Source organism: Paenibacillus sp. JZ16 (assembly GCF_015326965.1).
In the GTDB taxonomy this organism is placed as follows: domain Bacteria; phylum Bacillota; class Bacilli; order Paenibacillales; family Paenibacillaceae; genus Paenibacillus_AQ.
Window position 1 is genome coordinate 2,205,053 of record NZ_CP017659.1, and the last position, 20,390, is coordinate 2,225,442.

Below are 20,390 nucleotides of genomic sequence, written 5' to 3' on the forward strand. Positions count from 1 at the left end.
GCCGGGCCTTCCGTTGCTCACGTAGGATTGCCTACGCTCCGCTACTCAGTCCCTAGCTTCATCCAACCTTCTCGGTGCTGAAAAGTCGACCTTTTGAACCCGCAATTAATCTGCCCGTCACTGCGCCTTTTTCGTCTCGATCGCATGCTGGCTGCGGAACTGGGCCGGCGAGATCTGGTAGTGCTTTTTAAACAACGTGTAGAAATAGGTCGTATTCAGAATGCCCACCTGCTCGCTGATCGATTGGACCGACTCCTCGGTGCTTGCGAGAAGCTCCCGCGCCTTCTCCAGACGAACGGCATTCAGGTAATCGTTGAACGACAGCTCGCAGTGCGCCTTGAACAGCTTGCCGACATAGCTGCGGGACAGCTTCACCTCGCCCGCCACCTGCTCGAGCGACATATCCGGCCTTGCATAATGCTTGCGTACGTACATCTGGATAAAATCAACCACCTCCGCATGCCGGACCGCTCCCGATTCTTCGGACAGGCTGCAGAGCCTGAGGGCAAGATCCTTCAGGGCATCCGCGGTTTCCTGCAGTGTCTGAAAGCGGGTAATCCGCCGCGTAAAGTCGAGAAAGAGATCCGCGCTTTCCCGATTTTTTACCGTATGGACATTGAGCTGCTTGTACAGGCCGCCAATGAATTGATTAATGAAAAACATGACTTCATGGTAGTTGTAATCGCGAATTTCCTTGATCCACTGATCGATTTCCTTCTCCAATTTATCCCGCTGCTGCAGCTTGATGGCCTCGATGATGCGCTTCTCCCGCTTGTCCGGATACTGAGCCTCGGAATGCTCCGACTCCGCGGCGTTGACCGGATCGCCATGGAACATCCTGCCCTTTCCCGCGAAAAAGCGCTGCTGGAAGCAGGACTGCGCGCAATCGAACGATTCGCGCAGCTCCTCGTAGGTCTGTGCGGCCGTTCCGATGCCGACGGTGACGGACACGCGGAGCGTGCTTAGCATCTCGCCCTGCAGCTCCTCCAGCATGCCCACGACATGGAGGGGAAGCCGGCTCTGTTTCATGGGGAGAATGATCGCAATGGTCCCGTCCCCTACCGTTGCCACGCTCGCTCCCTCCGGCTCCAGCATCTGCTGGGCCGCCTGAGCGACGGCCGCGGAGGAATAGGACTGCAGGTCCTCGTCCTCTCCCCCGGGCGAGCCGTCTAAGCTGTCGAGCAGAAGGACGACCGCCAGGAAATAGGGCCCCTTGCCTTCGCGGGCCAAACGGCGGAATGCCGTCTCGTCGCCGCCTTTCAGCAGCTGCAGCACATGCGCCTGCCGAGCGACGGAAGCCTCGGACTCCATCGACTTCATTTTCTCCGTCATTTCGGCGTAAGTGGTATCCAATATGGCAAATTCGTTGATTTGCCGCCGGTTTTCCTTCATTTTCGGTATGGTGCTCATTTTCTCCAGCAGGTGACGAATCGGGTTGTACGCATGATGCGTCAGCCAGATCGACAAGAACATGCTGACGACGAAACAAGCCAAAGCGAGAACCAGCGCCGACGTTCGAAGGGCCTGCATGTTGAACAGCAGATTTTGATATTGGCTTACGCTGATATACGTCCAATTCATATCCTTGGATTTGACGTAGGTCACGAGGCTCTTGCGGCCGTCGATGGAGCGAGTGAAGTAACCGCTTTCCGCGTCCGATTCCAGAATGGACTGGACATAGGACTCCTGCGATACATTCTCCATGAACCGGGAACGATCCGAATGGGTGATGATGGTTCCCTTGTCGTCAATGACGTGCAGCGAATCCACCGCTTCGTTGCGGTAGCCTCCGATCAGATCCTGGATGGTGTCGGTGCTCATGTTGATTACGATTGCGCCTTTGGAGCTTAGCGGCGAATAATAGCTCGGAAGGAGAACGAAAGTAAGGACGTCTTCGCTCCGGTTGGCCGAAGCGGAAGTGGCGGTAGATATCTTGCGAGGGAACAGGTGAAAATAAGATGTATTCTTGCTGTTGATCTCCTCCAACAGCGCCTTCTCCTGCTCCTTGGTAATCCCCTTCGTATTCAGATACGTATTATTCGAGCCGTTATAGATACCGATCGAATGGATGAACGGATAGGTGGACTGTACTCGGTTAAGAGTGCCGAATACCCCATACTGTTTCACCGGATCGGCCTCTTTGTCCAAAAGGGCGTTCACGATCTCCTTGTCGCTGAGCAGCAGGTTGCCCACGTTATATACCTGGTCGCGGATGACGCTGGATACGGCGCTGTTCTGCTTCAGCATCGATTCGGATATTTTCCCTACCTCCTTCGCGGTGCTCCAGGAGAACATCATGTACAGGACGACGGTTACGAGGGCAATCATGGCTGCCGTAAGCAAAATAAAGCTGAGAAACATATTTCGGTACACCGCATAACGGAATAATCGCTGCCGGATCATATTCTCCCTCCCTGCCATTGGATCTGTATAGTTAAGTGAAATCTTCATAATTCATGAAAATTACTAACATAATATGTAATCTATATGTTAATTTAATGATGTTTCCCTAACGATCCGATCACTCGGAACGCTTTCATATTTCACTCTCATCTTACATTTGCTCAGGGCATTCATCAATATGAAAACGCATTCTTTATTTTCCTCCCCAAACTTTCCTTCATAGGCTCCATCAGCTAAACCCCTTATAAAACAAGGCTCTTCCGGTCATTATTCAATCCTGTCGACACTGTGCGAAATACTCAAATTCGAAGTTTTTGCCGTTTTTTAAAGCAGACGCTCCCCCCTTCAATCCGCTCAAACTCCATTTTCATAGTTTACTGCACGCGGCAACTCTCTTTACACTCGAATCAGAACTGCCAGGCTTGCAGCCCCCATCATTTACGAAAGGACGTGCCTACTCATGAAAAAAAGCCGCTTCGGCTTCCTGCGCGAAATCCGCTCGAACGGATCCGCCTACCTGCTCGTTGTACCGGCTGCCATCTATACGCTGGTCTTCGGTTATTTCACGCTTCCGTACATGCTCATTGCGTTTCAGAAATTCAACTTTAAGACGGGACTCTTCAATTCCGCCTGGGTCGGCTTTGACAATTTCAAGTTCTTCTTCTCTTCGCCTCGGGCTTGGGAGGTCACCTTCAACACCTTGAAGCTCAATTTTCTATTTATCATCGTCGGCACGCTCGCAGCCATGGCGCTGGCCATATTGTTCAACGAGCTCCGCAGCCGCTGGTTCTCGAGGGTGACCCAATCCACGATTTTGTTCCCGCATTTCTTGTCCTGGGTTATCGTGAGTTACATCATCTACAGCTTGCTGTCGACCGACTACGGTATCCTGAACCGGATCCTGGCGTTCTTCCATGTCGACCCCGTCAACTGGTACGCCTCCCCGCAATACTGGACGTGGATTCTAACGACCGCGGCCGTCTGGAAGGATCTCGGGATGAATCTCGTCATCTATTTGGCGGCCATTACCGGGATTGATGACAGTTATTACGAAGCCGGGCGGATCGACGGCGCTACCCGGTGGCAGCTCATCCGCCATATCACCATTCCGCTCATGCTGCCGACCATATCCATCCTGACACTGCTGGCCTTGGGCAAAATCATGTACGGCAGCTTCGACATGATCTATGCCATCGTGAAGGACAACGGGCTGCTGTATCCGACCGTCGACGTCATCGATACGTATGTGTTCCGTTCCCTCCGCACCATCGGGAATCCGGCACAAGCCATGGCCGTCGGACTGTATCAATCCGTGGTCGGCTTTATTCTCGTATGGGGCAGCAACAAAATCGTGAAGAAGGTGAATCCGGACCATGCCTTGTTCTAAAGCAAGCCCGGAATCATTCGGAAGGGAGCGAAACCTAGATGACGTCCAGACCTAAATTTTTCGACGCCGTGAATGCCGCGCTGATCGGCATCATCTCCATTCTCTGCATCCTGCCGATGCTGCTTGTGCTCATGGTGTCCTTTACCGACGAAGCCAGCATTAAACAATTCGGCTACCAGCTGTTTCCGAGCGAGCTTTCGCTGGATGCCTACAAGCTGCTCCTGTTCGGCAGCACGCCGCTGTACCGGAGTTACATGATCTCGATCATCGTGACGGTCGTCGGCACGATCCTTGCGGTCACCATCACGTCCATGGCCGGATATACGCTTGCCGCCAAGCATATCCGTTACCGCAACGGGCTCGGATTGTTCTTTTTCATTACAATGGTGTTTAACACAGGCCTGGTGCCATGGTATCTGATCAACCTGAATCTCGGCATGAACAACACCATCTGGGCCCTGATCATTCCGTCCCTGGTGTTCAACCCGTTCAACCTGTTTCTTGTGCGCAACTACATGTCCCAAATTCCGCCTTCCCTGACGGAGGCGGCCAAGATCGACGGCGCGAGCGACTTCTATATCGCGTTCCGGATCTACTTCCCGCTGTGCATGCCCGTTCTGGCCACGATAACGCTCTTCTACGGCATTGCCTACTGGAACAACTGGTTCAACGCTATCATGCTGGTTGACAACGAGAAGTTGTATCCCCTGCAATATCTGCTGTTTAAGCTGAACTCCGAAATCAGCATGATCCAGCAGATGCAGAGCAGCGGAGCCATCCTCGGCAGCCAGACGCTCCCTCAGGAATCGGTGAAGATGGCCACCGCCATTCTGACGATCGGGCCGGTGGTGCTGTTCTATCCGTTCCTACAGCGGTATTTTATAAAAGGGCTGTTGATTGGCTCCTTGAAGGAGTAAAGGTAGGCATCGATAAACGCTGCCCTTCACTCCCTGTCTTAATTTGAAACCCAAGAGGCTAACCACTACGGCGGTTAGCCTCTTTATGTTGGGGGGTGATATCAGGATGTTTTTTTGAGTCATGCTCCTGTCTAGACGGATTTCTTCCTGTGGAACAATGGACGATGCCGACCTAGGTATTGATGTGGCTGTGATATAAAACCAGGTTAACACCACATCTTCAGCTCATCACTGATGTTAAATGCCAATAATAGGAGTTGCTCCCAAACTCCCGCATTAAACAGCTAGATAATCATGGATTATAGGCACCTTGGTGTATACGAGAGATTTATTAGCGTGTGATGCGAACCGTTCGATTTAGATAATCGTCTATAAAATATAGAAGAAGAAGTTAACAACAAGGAAGTGACAAAAGTTGGACGACAGGCAACTGTTTGAAAAGTATAAGGAGACGGTATATCTGTTTTGCCGCTATATGGTGCAGAGCCGGGCGGATGCCGAGGATCTCTGCCAAGATGTTTTTTTCAAAGCAATGGTTGCTGACCGAGCGAAGGTGCAGAACATGAAAGCATGGCTACTTCGAATTGCAGCTAACGAGTGCAATACTTTTCTGAAAAGAAGACAAAACGGTTGGAGCAAGGAGCTTCGTTCCTATATGCTGGGCATGCCGCTGCGTTCCCCGTCAGTCGAGGAAACCTGTGAGCATAGGGAAATGGTGCAAACCGTGCATCTTCAGCTGGATAAACTCCCCAAGAAAATCAAGCTCGTAATTGTGCTGCATTATTCCGCAGAGCTGTCGTTGCCCGAAACAGCCGAGGTGCTCAATGTGCCTCTGGGTACGGTGAAATCCCGGATGAATCGAGGTCTGAAGAAAATGAGAAAATTGCTGAAAGAAGATCCATCGGGTAGTTGGAAAGGAGGAAACACTCATGCCGGAGCACAGGAATGAATTTGTGAAGAAACTGTCTGGCTACCCGGAGCAAAAACCGGATTTCGAAGCCATGTTTCATACTTTGGAGGAGCGTAAAAGGAAGTGGAGAAGAGAAACGGGAGGTCAAGCCGTTCATGTGGAGATGCCAACCTCCAAAACTCGTTTCAAGTCGGCCGTGCTGCTGGCAAGTGTGCTGGGCATCACTGTACTTGGCGTAACAGCCCAGCAGACAGGTATGTTAAGCACGTTGCAGAAGAACCTTTTTCAAAATACAACCGCAGGTCAGACGTTGAATGTGCACACAGAACAGAGTGATGTCAAAATAACGCTGGATCGTGTCCTTAGCAGCCCTTCAACGCTGAATGACAACCTGACAGATTTGGAGTTCCGCCTTTCTTTGGAGGTTCCTGAAAGATCCGGCTACGATTATGCATTCTTTGATACCGGTACCCTTACCAATCTGGATACAGGAGAGAAAGAAGAGTACATTGCCAACCAGATCAAATTTACTCAGCGTGAGGGTAGGCTCGCCTCCTATTTCGTATCCCAGGGCAAAGAGCAAGCTGGCATCTCAGGGCATTATGAGCTCGTGCTTCAGGACCTGTATATGCGGAAAACCGTCAAAATGTCCCTAAAAGGAAAGATAGATGGAATGAACGGAACGATCTTTGATCTGACGGGAGATCGTTTTTCTTCTTTAACAATTAACTCCTCGGCACGTGTAGGCAATGATTGGGTCGTACGTTATTCCATTCCTAAGAATATGGAGCCAGAGAATGAATTCCTCAATGAATGGAGAAATTCGACCGAGCAGGAAAACTATCAGATGGTGCTAGTGACAGGGAATAAAACAATTGAGCCCACGAGCAGAGGAGCCGCGCCGGGGCAGCGTTCAGATGCCTTTAATATATCAGACCTCAGCGACAAGGAAATTGCGGAAGCAAAGCTGTATTTCACTTTTCCGGAAACAGTAAGGATGGTTAAAGGTGACTGGAAGCTGACGTTTACTGTCGATAAAGATCAGACCCCTTCGCAATAGAGAACGTTTTCACTTCAGGTCGATCCTTCCACCGTGAAGGGGGTGATGTTGAATTTAGCCCTTTCAGGACTACGTGATGAGCCGGTTACGCTTGAGCTTGATAAAGCCCGAGTGGCCTTATAGTACAAAAGACGTTCCTCATGCGAGGAGCGTCTTTGCTGTTTTCATATGCCTCAATATTATAATAATGGACATAGCGGACAAACCCGGGAGCCCGCACTGTTTATTGCGCATATATGTGCTGATGCCCAACGTCATATGAAAGTCAGACGTAATAGTTTTCAATTCAGTAGTACTTCCTTTTGCGGCAGACAAAGCCTTTTGCCCTAATCGCCGGACCGGGATGTTCCACAACAGTAAAAAACAAACAATCATTTCTTGATCCTTGATTTGTAAAAAATCATAGAACAAGGAGCCCCACATAAGCAGGAGCTCCTTGTTCAAATTTTGAATTGCATCCTTTTTCAGATGCCAAGCTCATTTCATAACTCAATCGTAAAGCCGGAGAAGACACCTTTAGAGTTAAAGTAACCTGTTATAGTCGGAGATCCTTTTTTTATAAAGATGATGGAATCGTGAAAAGCTGATGGGTCCCCGCTATCTTTCTCACGCGCGGCACTATACCCCGATAAATCCAAATTCATAATCTCCTTAGCTTGTTTTACGGCCGCTTTCTTTAACTCATCCAGACTATATGAATTTACTTTCTCGCGAATGGCCTGCGTTTCTTCGCCAGGGTTTTCATTGCTTACATTTCCAAGCTCATTGATCAAGGACAAATATCCCAAGTCGATGCTGAGCAGCCGATTCGTCGTTTCTTCAATCTCTAGCTCAATCTTGCCTTTGTTGGTAGCGTATTCCAAATCGTATATCTTCTTCTTGTTCGGCTTGAGACTGAAGTGTATTCTCGGACTGCCCTTAGCCTTGGCTCCGACGCGGGAAAGCGCCTGGTTTGCCGCCTTTTGAGTTGCAGCAGGCAGCGATTTCAACGATCCGCCACCGCTTACGACTTTTCCGTTCACAAGGGTAATACGCTCATTATTGCAGAACGCGGTGATATCAGTAGATCCAGCTCCCTCTTGCAAATAATTAACATCCAGCTTCGTAAATCCGGGGGCCGTTTTTTTATAGAGTTGTTTCCAGGCGGTATTCAACTTAGATTTTATCGTACCGTTCATTTGTACATATTTTAGATCAAGGTTGACTCTAACCACTTTTCCATCAGGCTTCACATATACTGAACCGGCTAATTTGCCGTTTTTCTGCCAAGAGAGGCTGACAACCTCTCCGTTATAATCAGTAGTTTCCGCCTTGTTAAATGAAACCGATTCATTGACATACTCTTTAAGCTTCGTTTGCGCGGCCATGACCAGCTTCTGGTCCACATTGTTTATATTGATCGTTTGCTTCGCTTGTCCGGTTTGAGGCCCCGACGCTGCCTGTACCATCTCTGCTGTCTCCATGGCTCCCGACCCGGCAATGATAGCGGCCAGCGCAGCGGTGCTTAAAACTTTATAAAAGTTGTGTTTCATTTTGTCTTACATCCTTCCAATCATGTATTCGTCTGTTTCAGATCGGTCGGCCCCAGTCAAAATCGATTGAGGCCGTTACAGATTTATCCGTCAGTATATTCGGTCATTGCTTAATATGTTTGTTTCCGAAGGTTACATCAAGATTTCCCGTAGTTGTCGCTCCGACGCTGGTCAGAACCTCGACTGCCGCTTTTTGTTTTGCGGCCGGCACCTCTTACTTCTTCAGTTTTCCGTTCATAAGATCAATAGACTCGTTTTTACTATTGGTAGCCGTTATGTTGGAATAATTCAATCCAGTGTAATAATAATCTGAATTGGTATAATGAACGTTTACACGCTCAATATCGCTTGAATCTGTGTTAAAGGCCTGCTTCCAGGCGGAGTCCAGATTTGCCTTGGTGGTCTCGTTAAGCTCTTTATAAGAGGTGCTAAGATAGAGATTTACCACTGAACCGTCGCGCTTTACCGTTACATTTTCGTTAACGGATGCCTCAGATTCCATTTTTATCTCGCTGATGACGAAACAGACAACTTCCTCATCGCCGAGTTTCGTGGTCTCCGCCTTAGTGAATGTAACGGGTCCCTTGACAAACTCTTTGAGCTTCGCTTGGGCGGCATCGATCAGCTTCTGATCCACATGGTTCAAACCGTCTGTTTGCCCGGTTTGCCCAGCCTGCTCGACCGTGACATCCTTTGCTGCCTGAGCAGTCTGAACCGCTCCAACGGCTCCCACACCGGCAATAACTGCGGCCAAGGCAGCCGTGCTTATAACCTTGTTAATTTTGTTCATAGTTATCTTCCTCCAAAAAAATGTATTAGTGTCTAATCCCGAAATATAGGCGACACAGTAATATTGACTAATAACAAGGGGAGAGGGTTCCCTTAGCGGCAGCGAAGATACAACCGATCAAACGGTGTCGAGGAAGCATTCGATTCATTATAATGATATAATGTTTCAGATAACCCTATCGTTTTTGATCAAGTCGGATGTACGCATGACATGAAAAGAATGCAATGGAGGATGCACCCAAATGACCATTCACAAGCTCAAATCATTCATCGTATCCACCTTCACTTTCCGAATAAATTGGAATCACTTTAAGTCGAAGCTGCTCCTAAGATACGTTCTGTCTTATATTCTGATCTTCCTGATTCCCCTGACGGGAGTAACGATATTTGTTTATGATAGCGCTGTCAGCGGGCTTCGTACCGAGATTGAACAATCCAACATCAATCAATTGAACCAGGTGAAAATGACCATCGACTCCCGTATCGCGGAGCTTCGGGAGCTTTCCGGCCGAATCGCTTACGACAGACGCTTAACCCCTTATATGGTCCGTGATGATTATTACAGAGTGGAAGCCATACAAGCTTTGGCCAACTATAAGGCAAACAGCAGCATCATTGAAGACATCTTCATATACTATCATAACGACCCGGTTATCTATTCTTACCGCGGCCTAACGAATGTTAACGTTACGTTCGATTCCTTTTATCGTTATGAGAACTGGAGTCTGAAGGATATCATCGTTGCTCTGAACGAAACGAATCAGATGGTAATACGGCCTGCCGAAAATGTTACGATCAACGGCTCCAGGCAGGAGGCAATGCTGACCGTAATCGTACCTATTAAGCCCAATGCCCCGTATCCGTACGGAAGCGTCGTATATATGGTGAAAGAGTCCAATCTTACCGGGGTCATGGATTCCATTCTTAGCGATTTCACTGGGAGCAGCTACATTTTCAATCAACATGACGAAGTGCTTACAGCGAGCAATCATGGCGTAACCCTGTCTCAAGAGAACCTCGGGTCATTGGCTGCGCTTGATGCCGGCATACACAATCTTTCCCTGAATAATGACAAGTACTCCGTCGTATCCGTCAAATCCGGGGAGAATGGCTGGAACTACATGACCATCATGCCAAGCTACCAGTTCTTCAGCCGGGTCGCTCATGTACAGACGCTCATTCTGCTGGTGTTTGGCATCGCCGTAATTACCGGAGTGCTCGCCGCTTTTGTACTGGCTAGACGCCAATATCACCCGATTAAGGACTTGATGGAATTCGCCAAGCTCAGAGTCAACGATACCCCAGAGCCCAAAACGCGCAGTGAATGGGATTGGATTCGTCAGACCCTTCACGATTACAGTGCCCGAATCGATATGCAGGAGCCCTTCGTGCGCAATCAATGCATGCTGCTTCTACTAAAACACGGCAAGCCGGATGATCCCGAAATCGAGCGAATGATCGCCGGGGCGGGACTGGAGCTTCCTCAAGATCAAGTCATGTATTTCTGTGTAATTCTGTCCTGGGAAGAAACCGATGAGACCGAGGATGTCCAAAATGATCGTCAACAGATGCAAGCTTTGCTCAGCCATGTTGAACTAACAGAGCTTCATGCGAATATCCACGGCGTCGAATTCTCAGCCGATAATCAGTTCGCGCTGATCGTATCGCTTCCTGACCCAGGTCAAGATTCGCTGAAGATCCGGATGGAGCAGATCATTCGTGCGCTTCAGGGATTGATCGCCGAGAACACTCGGCTCGATCCGAGCATGGGCATAGGTACGCCTTACCGGGATTTGGGGCAGCTGAACCAATCCTTCATCGAAGCCGCAACCGCTCTTGAGCATCGAATGGTTGGCAGCAGCCGGATCACCTATTTCGCCCAGCTGGCAGAGCAGAATCATCCTGTTGCCAAAGGCGTGTGGCTTCCAAGAAAGTCGCTGCTCAAGCTGGAGCAAAGCTTAAAGCAAGGCAACGAGTCGGTGGCCGTGCAGATGATCGCCGAGATGATGGAGACCATTCGGGGCGAACCGCTGCAGATTCACCTGCTGCGCTGCATTTGCTTCGATCTGCTGAACGCGCTGCTTCGGTCCGCCTCCGAGGTCGGAATGAACGAAGCATTCAGCAGCATCTCGGACTATACGTCGTTTGAGACGCTGGAGGAATTTGAGGACAAGCTGTTGTCGCTGACGACCGAGATTTGCGAGAAGGTTGAGCGTAACCATGAGCAAGCAGCGCCTAAACTGATCGATGATATCGTACATTATGTAAATCAGCAGTTTGCCGACTACACGCTCAGCCTGGAGCATGTGGCCCTTAAATTTTCCGTCTCTACCTCTTACTTAAGCCGCAGCTTTAAAGAAAAGACCGGGATCAGCTTCTCGCAGTATATTTGGAAGAGGCGTATGGAAGAAGTCATTCGGCTGCTTGTGACGACAAGCGCTCCTCTGAAGGAAATCATCGAACAGGTGGGCTATCTGGATGCACCCAATTTCATCCGCAAATTCAAGAAAGAAACCGGACTGACACCCGGTCAGTACCGCAAACAACATTGCTCGAGCAGTCTGGATATATAAAAAAGAGGGCCCTTTTACGAGACATTGTCTCGAAAGGGCCCGGATGCTTCTATTTCACTTACTGCGGTTCGTTCAGGATATGCTCTACCAGCTCATCGACCGGCACGGTAGCCAGTGCAATGGCAGTGTCGGTCACACCATAATAGATATAGAGCAGGCCGTCTTTGACCACGTTTCCTGTCGGGAACACCACATTCGGAATTTGATAACCGAATTTCTCATAATAGGCCTCCGGTTCCATAATGAAATTCTTCGTTCTTGCTATGACCTTCTCAGGGTTGTTCAGGTCAAGAAGCATCGCCCCGACTCGGTAAACGACCTGATCATCAACGCCGTGGTAAAGGACCAGCCAGCCTTTATCGGTTCGCACAGGCGGGGTTGCTCCGCCGATTTTCCTGGATTCCCAGGCCGGGTTCTCAGCCTTGGCCAGAAGCTTCGGCTCTTCCCAATGAACCAGATCCTCGGAGTACGTAATCCATATCGCCGCGCTGTCCGTTCCGTAAGCTGCACCCACGTATTCCTCCGGACGGCGCAGCAATACATACCTTCCGTTAATCTTCTCAGGGAACAAAATGTTGTCACGGTCATTGATGTCGAGCGGTGTCGTATCGGCAACGAATTCCCAGTCGATCAGATTGTCCGACTTCACAATCGAAGAGCGGGTGAGCCAGTGGCCTTCCTCCTCCCCCCAGCCGTCCGGATATTTCGGAATTGAACGCTCCGGTATGCCCGCTCCTGTCGGATAGTAACTCATGGCGCACGGCCTAAGGGCATAGTTTAAATAGTACGTGCCGTCTATTTTGACAATCCGCGGGTCCTGGACGCTTCCATATGGGAAGCCCAGCATGTCTGGCGTCACGATCGGCTCGTCTGTCACGTGCGTAAAATTCACTCCGTCCTCACTCTCCAGCAGTCCCAAAACATTCTTGCAAGGCGTTAGGGAGCCTGCGGTACGTTCGATCATGTAAAACTTGCCGTTGTCTAGAATAACCGCAGGATTGAATACAGTAACTTTACGCCATTCGTACTTTCCCGGAACGACGATCGGATTGTTTGGATGTCTCGTTATTTTCATAGGCTAGGCCTCCACACTTGTATGGTATTCAGAATCTATCAAGGCCCTCTTGAATTCATAGGTGGGCCTGAATGAGAAATCGACTTCTCCCAGGCCACCTTTTCTTTGAAAACCTCTGTCATCTCGTTTATCTTATCTTGATGGCTAATTTCTGCTAGACGCAATCTGCGTTTAGTTCGACTTCCAACGGTCATATGCACCTTGGTAGATTTCAACGACCCGGTCGGCACCCATTTTCTTCATCGTGTTCAGGTAGTTATCCCAATTGGACAATGGTTCTGCTCCCGTAACGAATTTCGCCTCCATCTGCTGTACATACGTGCTCAGATCCGAGTTCAGGCTGTTGATCTCGGTTTGCTCTTCAACGGTCAGGAACAAGGCAGGGAACGGCGGTCTTGCTCCGCGGTCAAGCAGCTTTTCCTTCGTTTCCTTTTCAACCCACTGATCAAAGTCGGTCTTCAATCCTTTATTAATATCGTCCGTATTGATGGTAGGAGCCGGAATGCCGTAGTTTGGCGTCAAAGTCGCACGGTAATCCTCCATCTCCATGCCGTCCGGCACAGGCAAATAGCGCTTCACCCGGTTGGCTTCATCCGTGTACTCCCACAGCTTGCCTTCTGGTCCTTTGTTGAAAAAGAGCGATCCTTCATAAGAATAAAGGTAGTCCACCCAACGCATCGATGCTTCAGGGGCAGGATTGGTAACCGTGATGGCAAAAGCCCCTGTCGTGATCCCTCTGTTCTTGGCGATAGCCGGCTTGTCTACCAGATCGCTTTTTACCGGAGCGAACATCGGATCCTTGGTGGACGGTTCTCCCCCTTTGGTCATGTAGGCATGCCAGTCGGAGAACAGCGCCACCTGATTGTTCTGTGCCTTGGCCTTTTTCTGTTCTGCGGTTTGCGAATAGCTTTCGTGGTCAAGCAGATCCTCTTTCCATAGACGATTCATATAAACTAGATACTCTCGGAAGCCCTCTTCTATCGGGGTATAATGAACAACATCCTCATCGTCCACATAAATTTCGTCTTCATAGATGCCGAAAGCGCCAAGCAGCCAAGTACGAATATCCCGAGCATTAGTTGTAGCTGTCGAAACGGAAGAGATCGGGATTTCATCAGCGACTCCATTGCCGTTCGGATCCTCTTCTTTTACACGCTTCAGGAAGGCATAGAGCTCCTCGGTCGTCTCCGGAAGCTTGTCGATATTCAGGGCCTCCAAAAAATCACCGTTGTACCACAGCGGGTTGCGATACCAGTGCTGGCTTAAATCGATCGCTGGCAAGGAGTAGATATGTCCATCCGGAGCTGTAATGGATTTACGGATCTCCGGAATTTCGTCCATCAGCGCCTTGAAGTTCGGAGCATATTCCTCGATGAGCTCCTCAAGCGGAATCAGAATTCCCTGCTCGCCATAGTTCATCTGTTCAGCCGCCGTCAGGCCTGCAGCGTAGAAGACATCCGGGTAATCGCCGCTGGCAAATACGAGGTTCTTCTTCGTATCAAAACTATCCTTCGGAGCGTTCAAGTATCGGAATGAAATGCCCGTCTTTTCCTCCATCTGCTGCAGCACGATCATATCCTTCCAGTTCTGAACGCCGACATCAGGTGCCATCATGGTCAGCGTAATCGGTTCATTCATAATCGGGAAGCCTTCCTTATTCACGGCGGCTGCTTCTGTTGACTTTGTTCCGGCAGATTTCGTATCGCTGCCCGAACCGCATCCGGCGAGCAGAGACAGGGCTGTTATCCCCGTCAGCACCAGCTTCCAAGTTTTGCTTGTCATCTTCATCCATGTTTCCTCCCTTTGCATACTCAAGCTTTTATTTTATAAAACGCTTTCATCATCCTTTTACAGAACCAATCATGACCCCTTGGACAAAGTATCGTTGTAAAAAAGGATAGAGCGCGACAATCGGCAGCGTCGATACGACGATAACCCCGTATTTGATCAGCGATGCGGTTTCGGCTTTGGAACTCATTGCCCTGGCGGCATCCCCGCTGATTGCAGCGCCGGTCGTCTCCGCCGTCATTTCCTGAAGAACCAGAATCTGCCGCAGCACCATCTGCAGGGGATACTTGCTCTCATCGTTGAGATAGATCAGAGCCGGAAAATAGCTGTTCCAGTGACTGACCCCGTAAAACAAAGCCATAACAGCAATAATCGGCGCTGACAACGGCAGAATAATGCGGACGAACAGCTTCAGGTTGGTACAGCCGTCCATATAGGCCGCTTCCTGCAGTTCCTTCGGGATCGTCGTCTGGAAGAACGTCCGGGCAACGATGATATTCCATACCGATGCAGCTACGGGAAGAATGAGCGCCCCCATCGTGTTGATCAGCCCCAAATTCCGGACTACGAGATACGTTGGCACAAGCCCTCCGGTAAAGAACATCGTGAACAGGATAAATCCCAAGAACAGTTGACGACCGACCAAATCCGACCTGCTGAGCGCATAGGCTGCAGGCAGTGTCACGGCCAGGTTCAACAGCGTTCCTATCCCAGTATAGACGATCGTGTTGAGATATCCGTTCCAAATCTTCGGGTTTTCGAAGACCAGCTGGTATCCGGCCCAGGTAATTTCCTTGGGAAACAGCCACATCGCACCCGAATTCACCTGCTGCGGGCTGCTGATCGATGCGCTGAGAATATAAATGAGCGGATAAAGAACAACAATCAGAGCGATGGATAAATAGATATAGACGCTGCCCAGAAAAATTTTGTCCCACTTCGATTCCTTCATTGCGGTAACCAATGTACTTTCCCCCTTTCTACCATAGGCTGTTCTCGCTGGTGCGTCTGGCAATCCGGTTGACGGTTACGAGTAAAATGACGTTGATCACGGAGTTGAACAGGCCAACAGCTGTCGAGAAGCTGTACTGCGCGTCTACCAGACCGGTCCGGTAAACATAAGTTGAAATGACATCCGAAGACTCCATATTCAGGGAGTTCTGCAGCAGCAGTATTTTTTCGAAGCCAATCGTAAGAATGTTGCCCATGTTCAGAATCAGCAAAATGGTGATCGTTGGGAGTATGGCCGGCAGGTTGATGTGCAACAATCGTTTGAAACGACTGGCTCCGTCCACAATCGCGGCTTCATGCTGCTGGGGATCGACACCGGACAGCGCTGCCAGATAGATAATGGTCCCCCATCCGGTGCTTTGCCAGACTCCGGACAGAACGTATACGGTCTTGAACCAGGCCGGATCCGACAAAAAGTTCGGCGCATCGAAACCCATCCATTTGATGAATTGGACCAGTATGCCGGTGGACGGCGATAAGAAGGTAATAATCATACCGGCCATGACCACAACGGATATAAAATGAGGCGCATACGTAACGGTCTGAACCATTTTCTTGAAGGGACCCGTACGGATTTCGTTGAAAGCAAGCGCCAGGATGATCGGCAGCGGAAACCCGATGATCAGCTCGTAGAAGCTGAGGCTGAACGTATTCCAGAGCAGATCCCAGAAATAGTAGGAATTGAAGAAACGCTCGAAATGATCGAAGCCCACCCATGGGCTGTCCATGATTCCTTTGCTAGGGATAAAGTTCTTAAAGGCAATCTGGATACCGTACATCGGCGCATAGTGAAATACAAGGAAATACAGTGTGGCCGGCACCAAGAACAGATAAAGCTCCCAGTTCACCCTGATTCTTTTACCGAGAGACGTTGGGTTTACACCTGGATTAGGCGGCTTCGTTTCGCGATGGATGAAACGTCTTCCGGATATCACAGCAAGTAGTCTTTTCCCCCTCATGCTTCCCCTCCTTTCTTACATATCGATTCATGTCAGGTTATCTGGCTCACTCACGTACATCACGTTTCAGTGGTTAACAGGTAACGCTTACATTCCAAAGTGTAGAGAAGACGGCATGACATCGTAAATGTGTAAGATGTGCATTGTCATCCGTCTGTCCGGCGACATCCCGCTGCTATCATCATTTTTCATCCGGATCACCGCAATCCATGTTTAAGTATGCTGCTGAGAATATGTAACATATGAACCTGTTATCAGGTTTCATATGTTACATATTGTGCTCCTTCAAGCTGTCCAAGCCAAGAGGAGAATCGTCATGAACCTGTTCTGCCAGACTAGTAGACAAGAGGAAAAAGTCATCCGCCAATACGACACGCCGAGAACGATTTCGAAAAAATGAAACAACCGTTCCCCGGTGGAATACCGAGAAACGGTTGCTGCTCAAAGGTCTCTTTTCGTTCTGTCTACTTGACAGGGGTATGACCAAGAATGCGGCCTTTAAGTTTAATATCTTGTCATATGGCAATTTTCATTCCTTACCCTTCTACGATATCTGCCCGTAAATCAGCTGCAATTCCGATCATGAGGGGTACGATTTCTTGATGGGAGACGGCTATGTACAACTCCCCCATATAGTGTCTAAATGGAATAAGGGCTTCTCCATGTTTCCACATAAAGAAATCTCCTTCGACGGACATGGTGCTCTCCTCCCCTTTCACAGTCAGCACCGTCTGATAAGTGAAATCCGCCTTGGATGAAAAATAAGCTTGGCATTCCTCCAATGAAATCTCTTGATCACTAGTAGTTGCATTCATGGATCTTGTAATCCGAAAACGTTGATTCATAAATATCCTCCAAAAATAAAATGATGGGCTGGATCATTGAAAAATACCATGCAGGGAGCGATGGTAAGTCAATACCTATATCGATTGCCGTACAATGATGTGATAAGGAATCTCTACCTTATCCTTTGATTTCTTAATTGTAAGATCAAAGGCTTGTTCACCGACTTTCACCAATTGATGATCAACCGTAGATAGGCGTAACCCAATTCCAACAGGCTGATTCTCCTGGCCAATGATCGCCAGATCCTCTGGCACCTCCAGTTGTATGCTCCTTGCATACTGATAAATACCTGTCGCCACCTCATCGCCGTTCGCATAAACAGCGGTTGGTCTAAGATCCATATTAAGTAGTTGTTGTGCCGCTCTTAACCCGTCATCCATGCTGTAGCAATCCCTGATATGGTATGCTGGCGGCAGATCGCCAAATATATACTGATACGCCTTTATCGTCAGCTGTGTACTATTGCTCTCTTCTCCTCTTGCTGTCGTAAAAGCGACTCGTGAATGCCCTTTATCCTTTAACAATTGAAACGTGTCTACGTAAGATGCATATCGATCCATGTAGGCACAGCCAATCTCAGGATGATCCGTAAACTCGCATGCGACGATCGTCCCATACTTGGTATATGGCACAATGGCATCCCAAGTGTTTGAGCGAGAGGTAATGATGATGCCATCCAGTTGTTTATTTTTCAGCATATTTAAGCAGCTGAGCTCTTTATCCGGATCGTACTTTGTAGGCAGAACCATCACGGAATAATCATGCTCGACCGATCGATTAAGCACGCCATGAAGCAGTTGATCAAAGGCTTGATTGTTGTTGTGCGGCATGATCACATCGATACTTCTTGTTTCCTTACGAATTAAATCGACAGCTGAGCGATTTGGCGTATAGTCCATTTCATCAATCACACGCTGCACAGCTGCCCGCTTCGATTCAGATACATAAGGATGTTGATTCAGCACCCTTGATACTGTTGATACGGATACTCCTGCCCGCTTTGCAATATCATTAATATTTGCCATTGTCACCTTCTCCTATATCTCACACTTCATACTCTAGTCTTACACCAAATCAGCGCGTAAAACAACAATAAGCTTCCCACAAGTGTAATCACAGTAATGAGGAGCTTATTTATTTCGACTCTGCAGCTGAAAGCAACCTACTATTAATTTCATTTATATTTCTCGTATACAATTGCCGTTATGGATAGTATGCTAACGATCCATTTCTTAGGCTATAATCTCTTGACCATTTATGCTATCCACTATCGAAATAAGTTAATAAAGAAAAGTCCCCGTAGATTTAGGGGACTTCCGTTTCACAATTACATATGAGTAGTACTGTAGTACCTGACAGGAACATAACCACATTCCAGATTACTTCATCGCTTCGGCAAGCTCGGTGAAAATAACCCCGAGCGCATGCGCCCCCGCATCCGGGTATCCGATGCTGCGTTCGCCGACCGTGCCTGCTCTTCCCATTCTGGCAACGATGTCTGCCGTCTTCTTAGCGCCGAGAACCGCCGCTTCGGCCGCCTTGATCGCTGCCGGCTTCATCGCCACGCCTTGCTCCGCACTCTGCGTCCAGGCATCCGCGAACGGCACGAGCGCATCGATCAATGTCTTGTCGCCGACAACGGCTCCTCTTCCGAACGATCGTTCGCCCGTATCCTGAATTCCCTTGACAACGGCCTGCATCATATCGGCAACCTCTTGAACGGACAATTCCTGCTTCTGACCGGCAGATTTACTCGCCGCCCGGAATGCGGATCCCCAGATCGGTCCGGAAGCCCCGCCGCAATGCTCCATGATGATCATCGAGCAGGCGTCGAGGAAATCGCCGATATCGCGAAGATGGTGGGTCAGAATATCGTTCCACTCCGCTTTTAACTGCTTGAAGCCCTTGGCAACGCTCATGCCGAAATCACCGTCTCCGGCATGGGCGTCGAGTTCGCAGAACGGTACTTCGTTCTCGATAATGACCTCACTCATTTGATCGATCAGATATACGATATTTTGCAAGGACAGCCGGTTGTTTTTAATTACAGCTGCGGCAGGATCCGTATTGTTTTTATACGATACCGCGTTCTCTGACTTCTGTTCGTGAACAACCTCGGTATAGCTCACAGGCTCAAAAGGTCCCTTGACCGACAGTGCCGGCGTATCGCATGGAGCAGACAGCCACTTCTTGAGCGTTTCGTCCAGCTTCATCATTGTCACCGATGCGCCTGCCATATCGATGCTGGTCATATAGTTGCCGACGAATACTTTGAATACCCGCTTGCTCCGGGACGCCAATTCGCGCATGACGGAATTGTTCAGCAAATACAGCTCTTGCAGCGGCGTGCCGCCAAATCCGTTGATTAATACGGCTACTTCATGCTCTGCAGCATCATTCATCTGCAAGTTGTCCAGCAATGACGTGACCATCCGCTGCGCCAGCTCATCTGCAGAAGCCGATTTCTCCCTGCGGATTCCCGGTTCGCCGTGAATGCCGACGCCATACTCCATCTCGTCATCCTCGATATGAAACGTGGGAGTTCCCTTGGCGGGCACGGTGCAGGAGGTATACGCGAAGCCAATGCTGCGAACATGGTTAATCGCATGCTGCGCCGCTTCTTTCACTTCCGGCAGGGACAGCCCGGCTTCTGCAGCCGCTCCGGCTACCTTATGAACGAGCACCGTTCCGGCAACCCCTCTTCGCCCTACCGTATAAAGACTGTCTTCAACGGCAATGTCATCATCGACCTTCACATAATCCACTTGGATGCCGTCCTCGCTCGCGAGGTGGGCCGCATTTTTGAAGTTCATGATGTCGCCGCTGTAATTTTTGATAATAAGCAGCGTTCCCTTATTGCTCGCGGAGCTGCGGATCGCCTGATACACCTGGATTTGGGATGGGGAAGCAAACACATCGCCGCACACGGCCGCATCCAGCATGCCTTTTCCAACGAATCCGGCATGCGCCGGTTCGTGGCCGCTTCCGCCGCCGCTGATCAGCGTAACTTTATCTTGGTCGATCTCCTTTTTGGAAATCACCTTGAATTTAGGGTTGAACACCAGCTCAGGATGCGCGAGCACAAGCCCATTGCACATTTCCCGAACCAAGGTTTCCGGTTTGTTCATGATTTTCTTCAT

At 49.4% G+C, this 20,390-nt stretch carries 15 protein-coding genes; 5 read left to right on the forward strand and 10 right to left on the reverse strand.

Annotation, left to right across the window (positions count from 1 at the left end):
• Window positions 1-117: 117 nt before the first annotated feature.
• A complete protein-coding gene (locus tag BJP58_RS09995) occupies window positions 118-2,403 on the reverse strand; it encodes a helix-turn-helix domain-containing protein (RefSeq protein ID WP_194543794.1) in 2,286 nt (761 codons plus the stop codon).
• Between the two features lie 460 nt (window positions 2,404-2,863).
• Between BJP58_RS09995 and BJP58_RS10000 the strand changes: the two genes are divergently transcribed.
• From BJP58_RS10000 to BJP58_RS10015, 4 genes are all read left to right on the forward strand, one after another.
• Window positions 2,864-3,790 carry an ABC transporter permease gene (locus BJP58_RS10000; protein WP_194543795.1) on the forward strand — a complete coding sequence of 309 codons (927 nt, stop codon included), beginning with the start codon at window positions 2,864-2,866 and terminating at the stop codon, window positions 3,788-3,790.
• A 38-nt stretch (window positions 3,791-3,828) separates the two neighbouring features.
• Window positions 3,829-4,707 carry a carbohydrate ABC transporter permease gene (locus BJP58_RS10005; RefSeq protein WP_009590031.1) on the forward strand — a complete coding sequence of 293 codons (879 nt, stop codon included), beginning with the start codon at window positions 3,829-3,831 and terminating at the stop codon, window positions 4,705-4,707.
• 415 nt (window positions 4,708-5,122) lie between these two features.
• Window positions 5,123-5,656: an RNA polymerase sigma factor gene (locus BJP58_RS10010; RefSeq protein WP_194543796.1), complete on the forward strand. Its 534-nt coding sequence runs from the start codon at window positions 5,123-5,125 to the stop codon at window positions 5,654-5,656.
• A complete protein-coding gene (locus BJP58_RS10015) occupies window positions 5,637-6,677 on the forward strand; it encodes a hypothetical protein (protein ID WP_194543797.1) in 1,041 nt (346 codons plus the stop codon). Before BJP58_RS10010 ends, BJP58_RS10015 begins: the two co-directional genes overlap by 20 nt.
• A 482-nt stretch (window positions 6,678-7,159) precedes the next feature.
• On the opposite strand, the gene BJP58_RS10020 is transcribed toward BJP58_RS10015, so the two are convergent.
• Together BJP58_RS10020 and BJP58_RS10025 are read right to left on the reverse strand one after the other, a co-directional pair.
• A complete protein-coding gene (locus BJP58_RS10020) occupies window positions 7,160-8,209 on the reverse strand; it encodes a hypothetical protein (protein ID WP_194543798.1) in 1,050 nt (349 codons plus the stop codon).
• 214 nt (window positions 8,210-8,423) lie between these two features.
• On the reverse strand, window positions 8,424-8,999 hold the full coding sequence (locus BJP58_RS10025; protein ID WP_194543799.1) for a hypothetical protein: 576 nt from the start codon (window positions 8,997-8,999) through the stop codon (window positions 8,424-8,426).
• A 241-nt stretch (window positions 9,000-9,240) separates the two neighbouring features.
• Between BJP58_RS10025 and BJP58_RS10030 the strand changes: the two genes are divergently transcribed.
• On the forward strand, window positions 9,241-11,571 hold the full coding sequence (locus tag BJP58_RS10030; RefSeq protein ID WP_194543800.1) for a helix-turn-helix domain-containing protein: 2,331 nt from the start codon (window positions 9,241-9,243) through the stop codon (window positions 11,569-11,571).
• Window positions 11,572-11,629: 58 nt separating this feature from the next.
• Here the strand turns inward: BJP58_RS10030 and BJP58_RS10035 are convergent, their stop codons facing one another.
• The 7 genes from BJP58_RS10035 to dhaK form a co-directional block, all read right to left on the reverse strand.
• Window positions 11,630-12,646: a glycoside hydrolase family 130 protein gene (locus BJP58_RS10035; protein ID WP_194543801.1), complete on the reverse strand. Its 1,017-nt coding sequence runs from the start codon at window positions 12,644-12,646 to the stop codon at window positions 11,630-11,632.
• Between the two features lie 171 nt (window positions 12,647-12,817).
• Window positions 12,818-14,434 (reverse strand): extracellular solute-binding protein, encoded by a 1,617-nt coding sequence (locus tag BJP58_RS10040; protein ID WP_194543802.1) that lies wholly within the window; start codon window positions 14,432-14,434, stop codon window positions 12,818-12,820.
• Between the two features lie 52 nt (window positions 14,435-14,486).
• Window positions 14,487-15,398: a carbohydrate ABC transporter permease gene (locus BJP58_RS10045; protein ID WP_194543803.1), complete on the reverse strand. Its 912-nt coding sequence runs from the start codon at window positions 15,396-15,398 to the stop codon at window positions 14,487-14,489.
• A 16-nt stretch (window positions 15,399-15,414) separates the two neighbouring features.
• On the reverse strand, window positions 15,415-16,404 hold the full coding sequence (locus BJP58_RS10050) for an ABC transporter permease (RefSeq protein WP_194543804.1): 990 nt from the start codon (window positions 16,402-16,404) through the stop codon (window positions 15,415-15,417).
• A 536-nt stretch (window positions 16,405-16,940) separates the two neighbouring features.
• Complete coding sequence (locus tag BJP58_RS10055; RefSeq protein WP_071219829.1) at window positions 16,941-17,249, reverse strand: hypothetical protein; 309 nt, start codon at window positions 17,247-17,249, stop codon at window positions 16,941-16,943.
• 75 nt (window positions 17,250-17,324) lie between these two features.
• Window positions 17,325-18,275 (reverse strand): LacI family DNA-binding transcriptional regulator, encoded by a 951-nt coding sequence (locus BJP58_RS10060; protein WP_194543805.1) that lies wholly within the window; start codon window positions 18,273-18,275, stop codon window positions 17,325-17,327.
• 354 nt (window positions 18,276-18,629) lie between these two features.
• Window positions 18,630-20,390, reverse strand: a complete 1,761-nt coding sequence (gene dhaK, locus BJP58_RS10065) for a dihydroxyacetone kinase subunit DhaK (protein ID WP_194543806.1) — start codon at window positions 20,388-20,390, stop codon at window positions 18,630-18,632.

What these genes read in the sequence shown, in the direction of transcription:
- BJP58_RS10025 (WP_194543799.1), bottom strand. Translation starts at nt 8,999, where the DNA reads ATGAACAAAATTAACAAGGTTATAAGCACGGCTGCCTTGGCCGCAGTT.
- BJP58_RS10015 (WP_194543797.1), top strand. Translation starts at nt 5,637, where the DNA reads ATGCCGGAGCACAGGAATGAATTTGTGAAGAAACTGTCTGGCTACCCG.
- BJP58_RS10060 (WP_194543805.1), bottom strand. Translation starts at nt 18,275, where the DNA reads ATGGCAAATATTAATGATATTGCAAAGCGGGCAGGAGTATCCGTATCA.
- dhaK (WP_194543806.1), bottom strand. Translation starts at nt 20,390, where the DNA reads ATGAAGAAAATCATGAACAAACCGGAAACCTTGGTTCGGGAAATGTGC.
- BJP58_RS10020 (WP_194543798.1), bottom strand. Translation starts at nt 8,209, where the DNA reads ATGAAACACAACTTTTATAAAGTTTTAAGCACCGCTGCGCTGGCCGCT.
- BJP58_RS10030 (WP_194543800.1), top strand. Translation starts at nt 9,241, where the DNA reads ATGACCATTCACAAGCTCAAATCATTCATCGTATCCACCTTCACTTTC.
- BJP58_RS10050 (WP_194543804.1), bottom strand. Translation starts at nt 16,404, where the DNA reads ATGAGGGGGAAAAGACTACTTGCTGTGATATCCGGAAGACGTTTCATC.
- BJP58_RS10035 (WP_194543801.1), bottom strand. Translation starts at nt 12,646, where the DNA reads ATGAAAATAACGAGACATCCAAACAATCCGATCGTCGTTCCGGGAAAG.
- BJP58_RS10000 (WP_194543795.1), top strand. Translation starts at nt 2,864, where the DNA reads ATGAAAAAAAGCCGCTTCGGCTTCCTGCGCGAAATCCGCTCGAACGGA.
- BJP58_RS10055 (WP_071219829.1), bottom strand. Translation starts at nt 17,249, where the DNA reads ATGAATCAACGTTTTCGGATTACAAGATCCATGAATGCAACTACTAGT.
- BJP58_RS10040 (WP_194543802.1), bottom strand. Translation starts at nt 14,434, where the DNA reads ATGAAGATGACAAGCAAAACTTGGAAGCTGGTGCTGACGGGGATAACA.
- BJP58_RS09995 (WP_194543794.1), bottom strand. Translation starts at nt 2,403, where the DNA reads ATGATCCGGCAGCGATTATTCCGTTATGCGGTGTACCGAAATATGTTT.
- BJP58_RS10005 (WP_009590031.1), top strand. Translation starts at nt 3,829, where the DNA reads ATGACGTCCAGACCTAAATTTTTCGACGCCGTGAATGCCGCGCTGATC.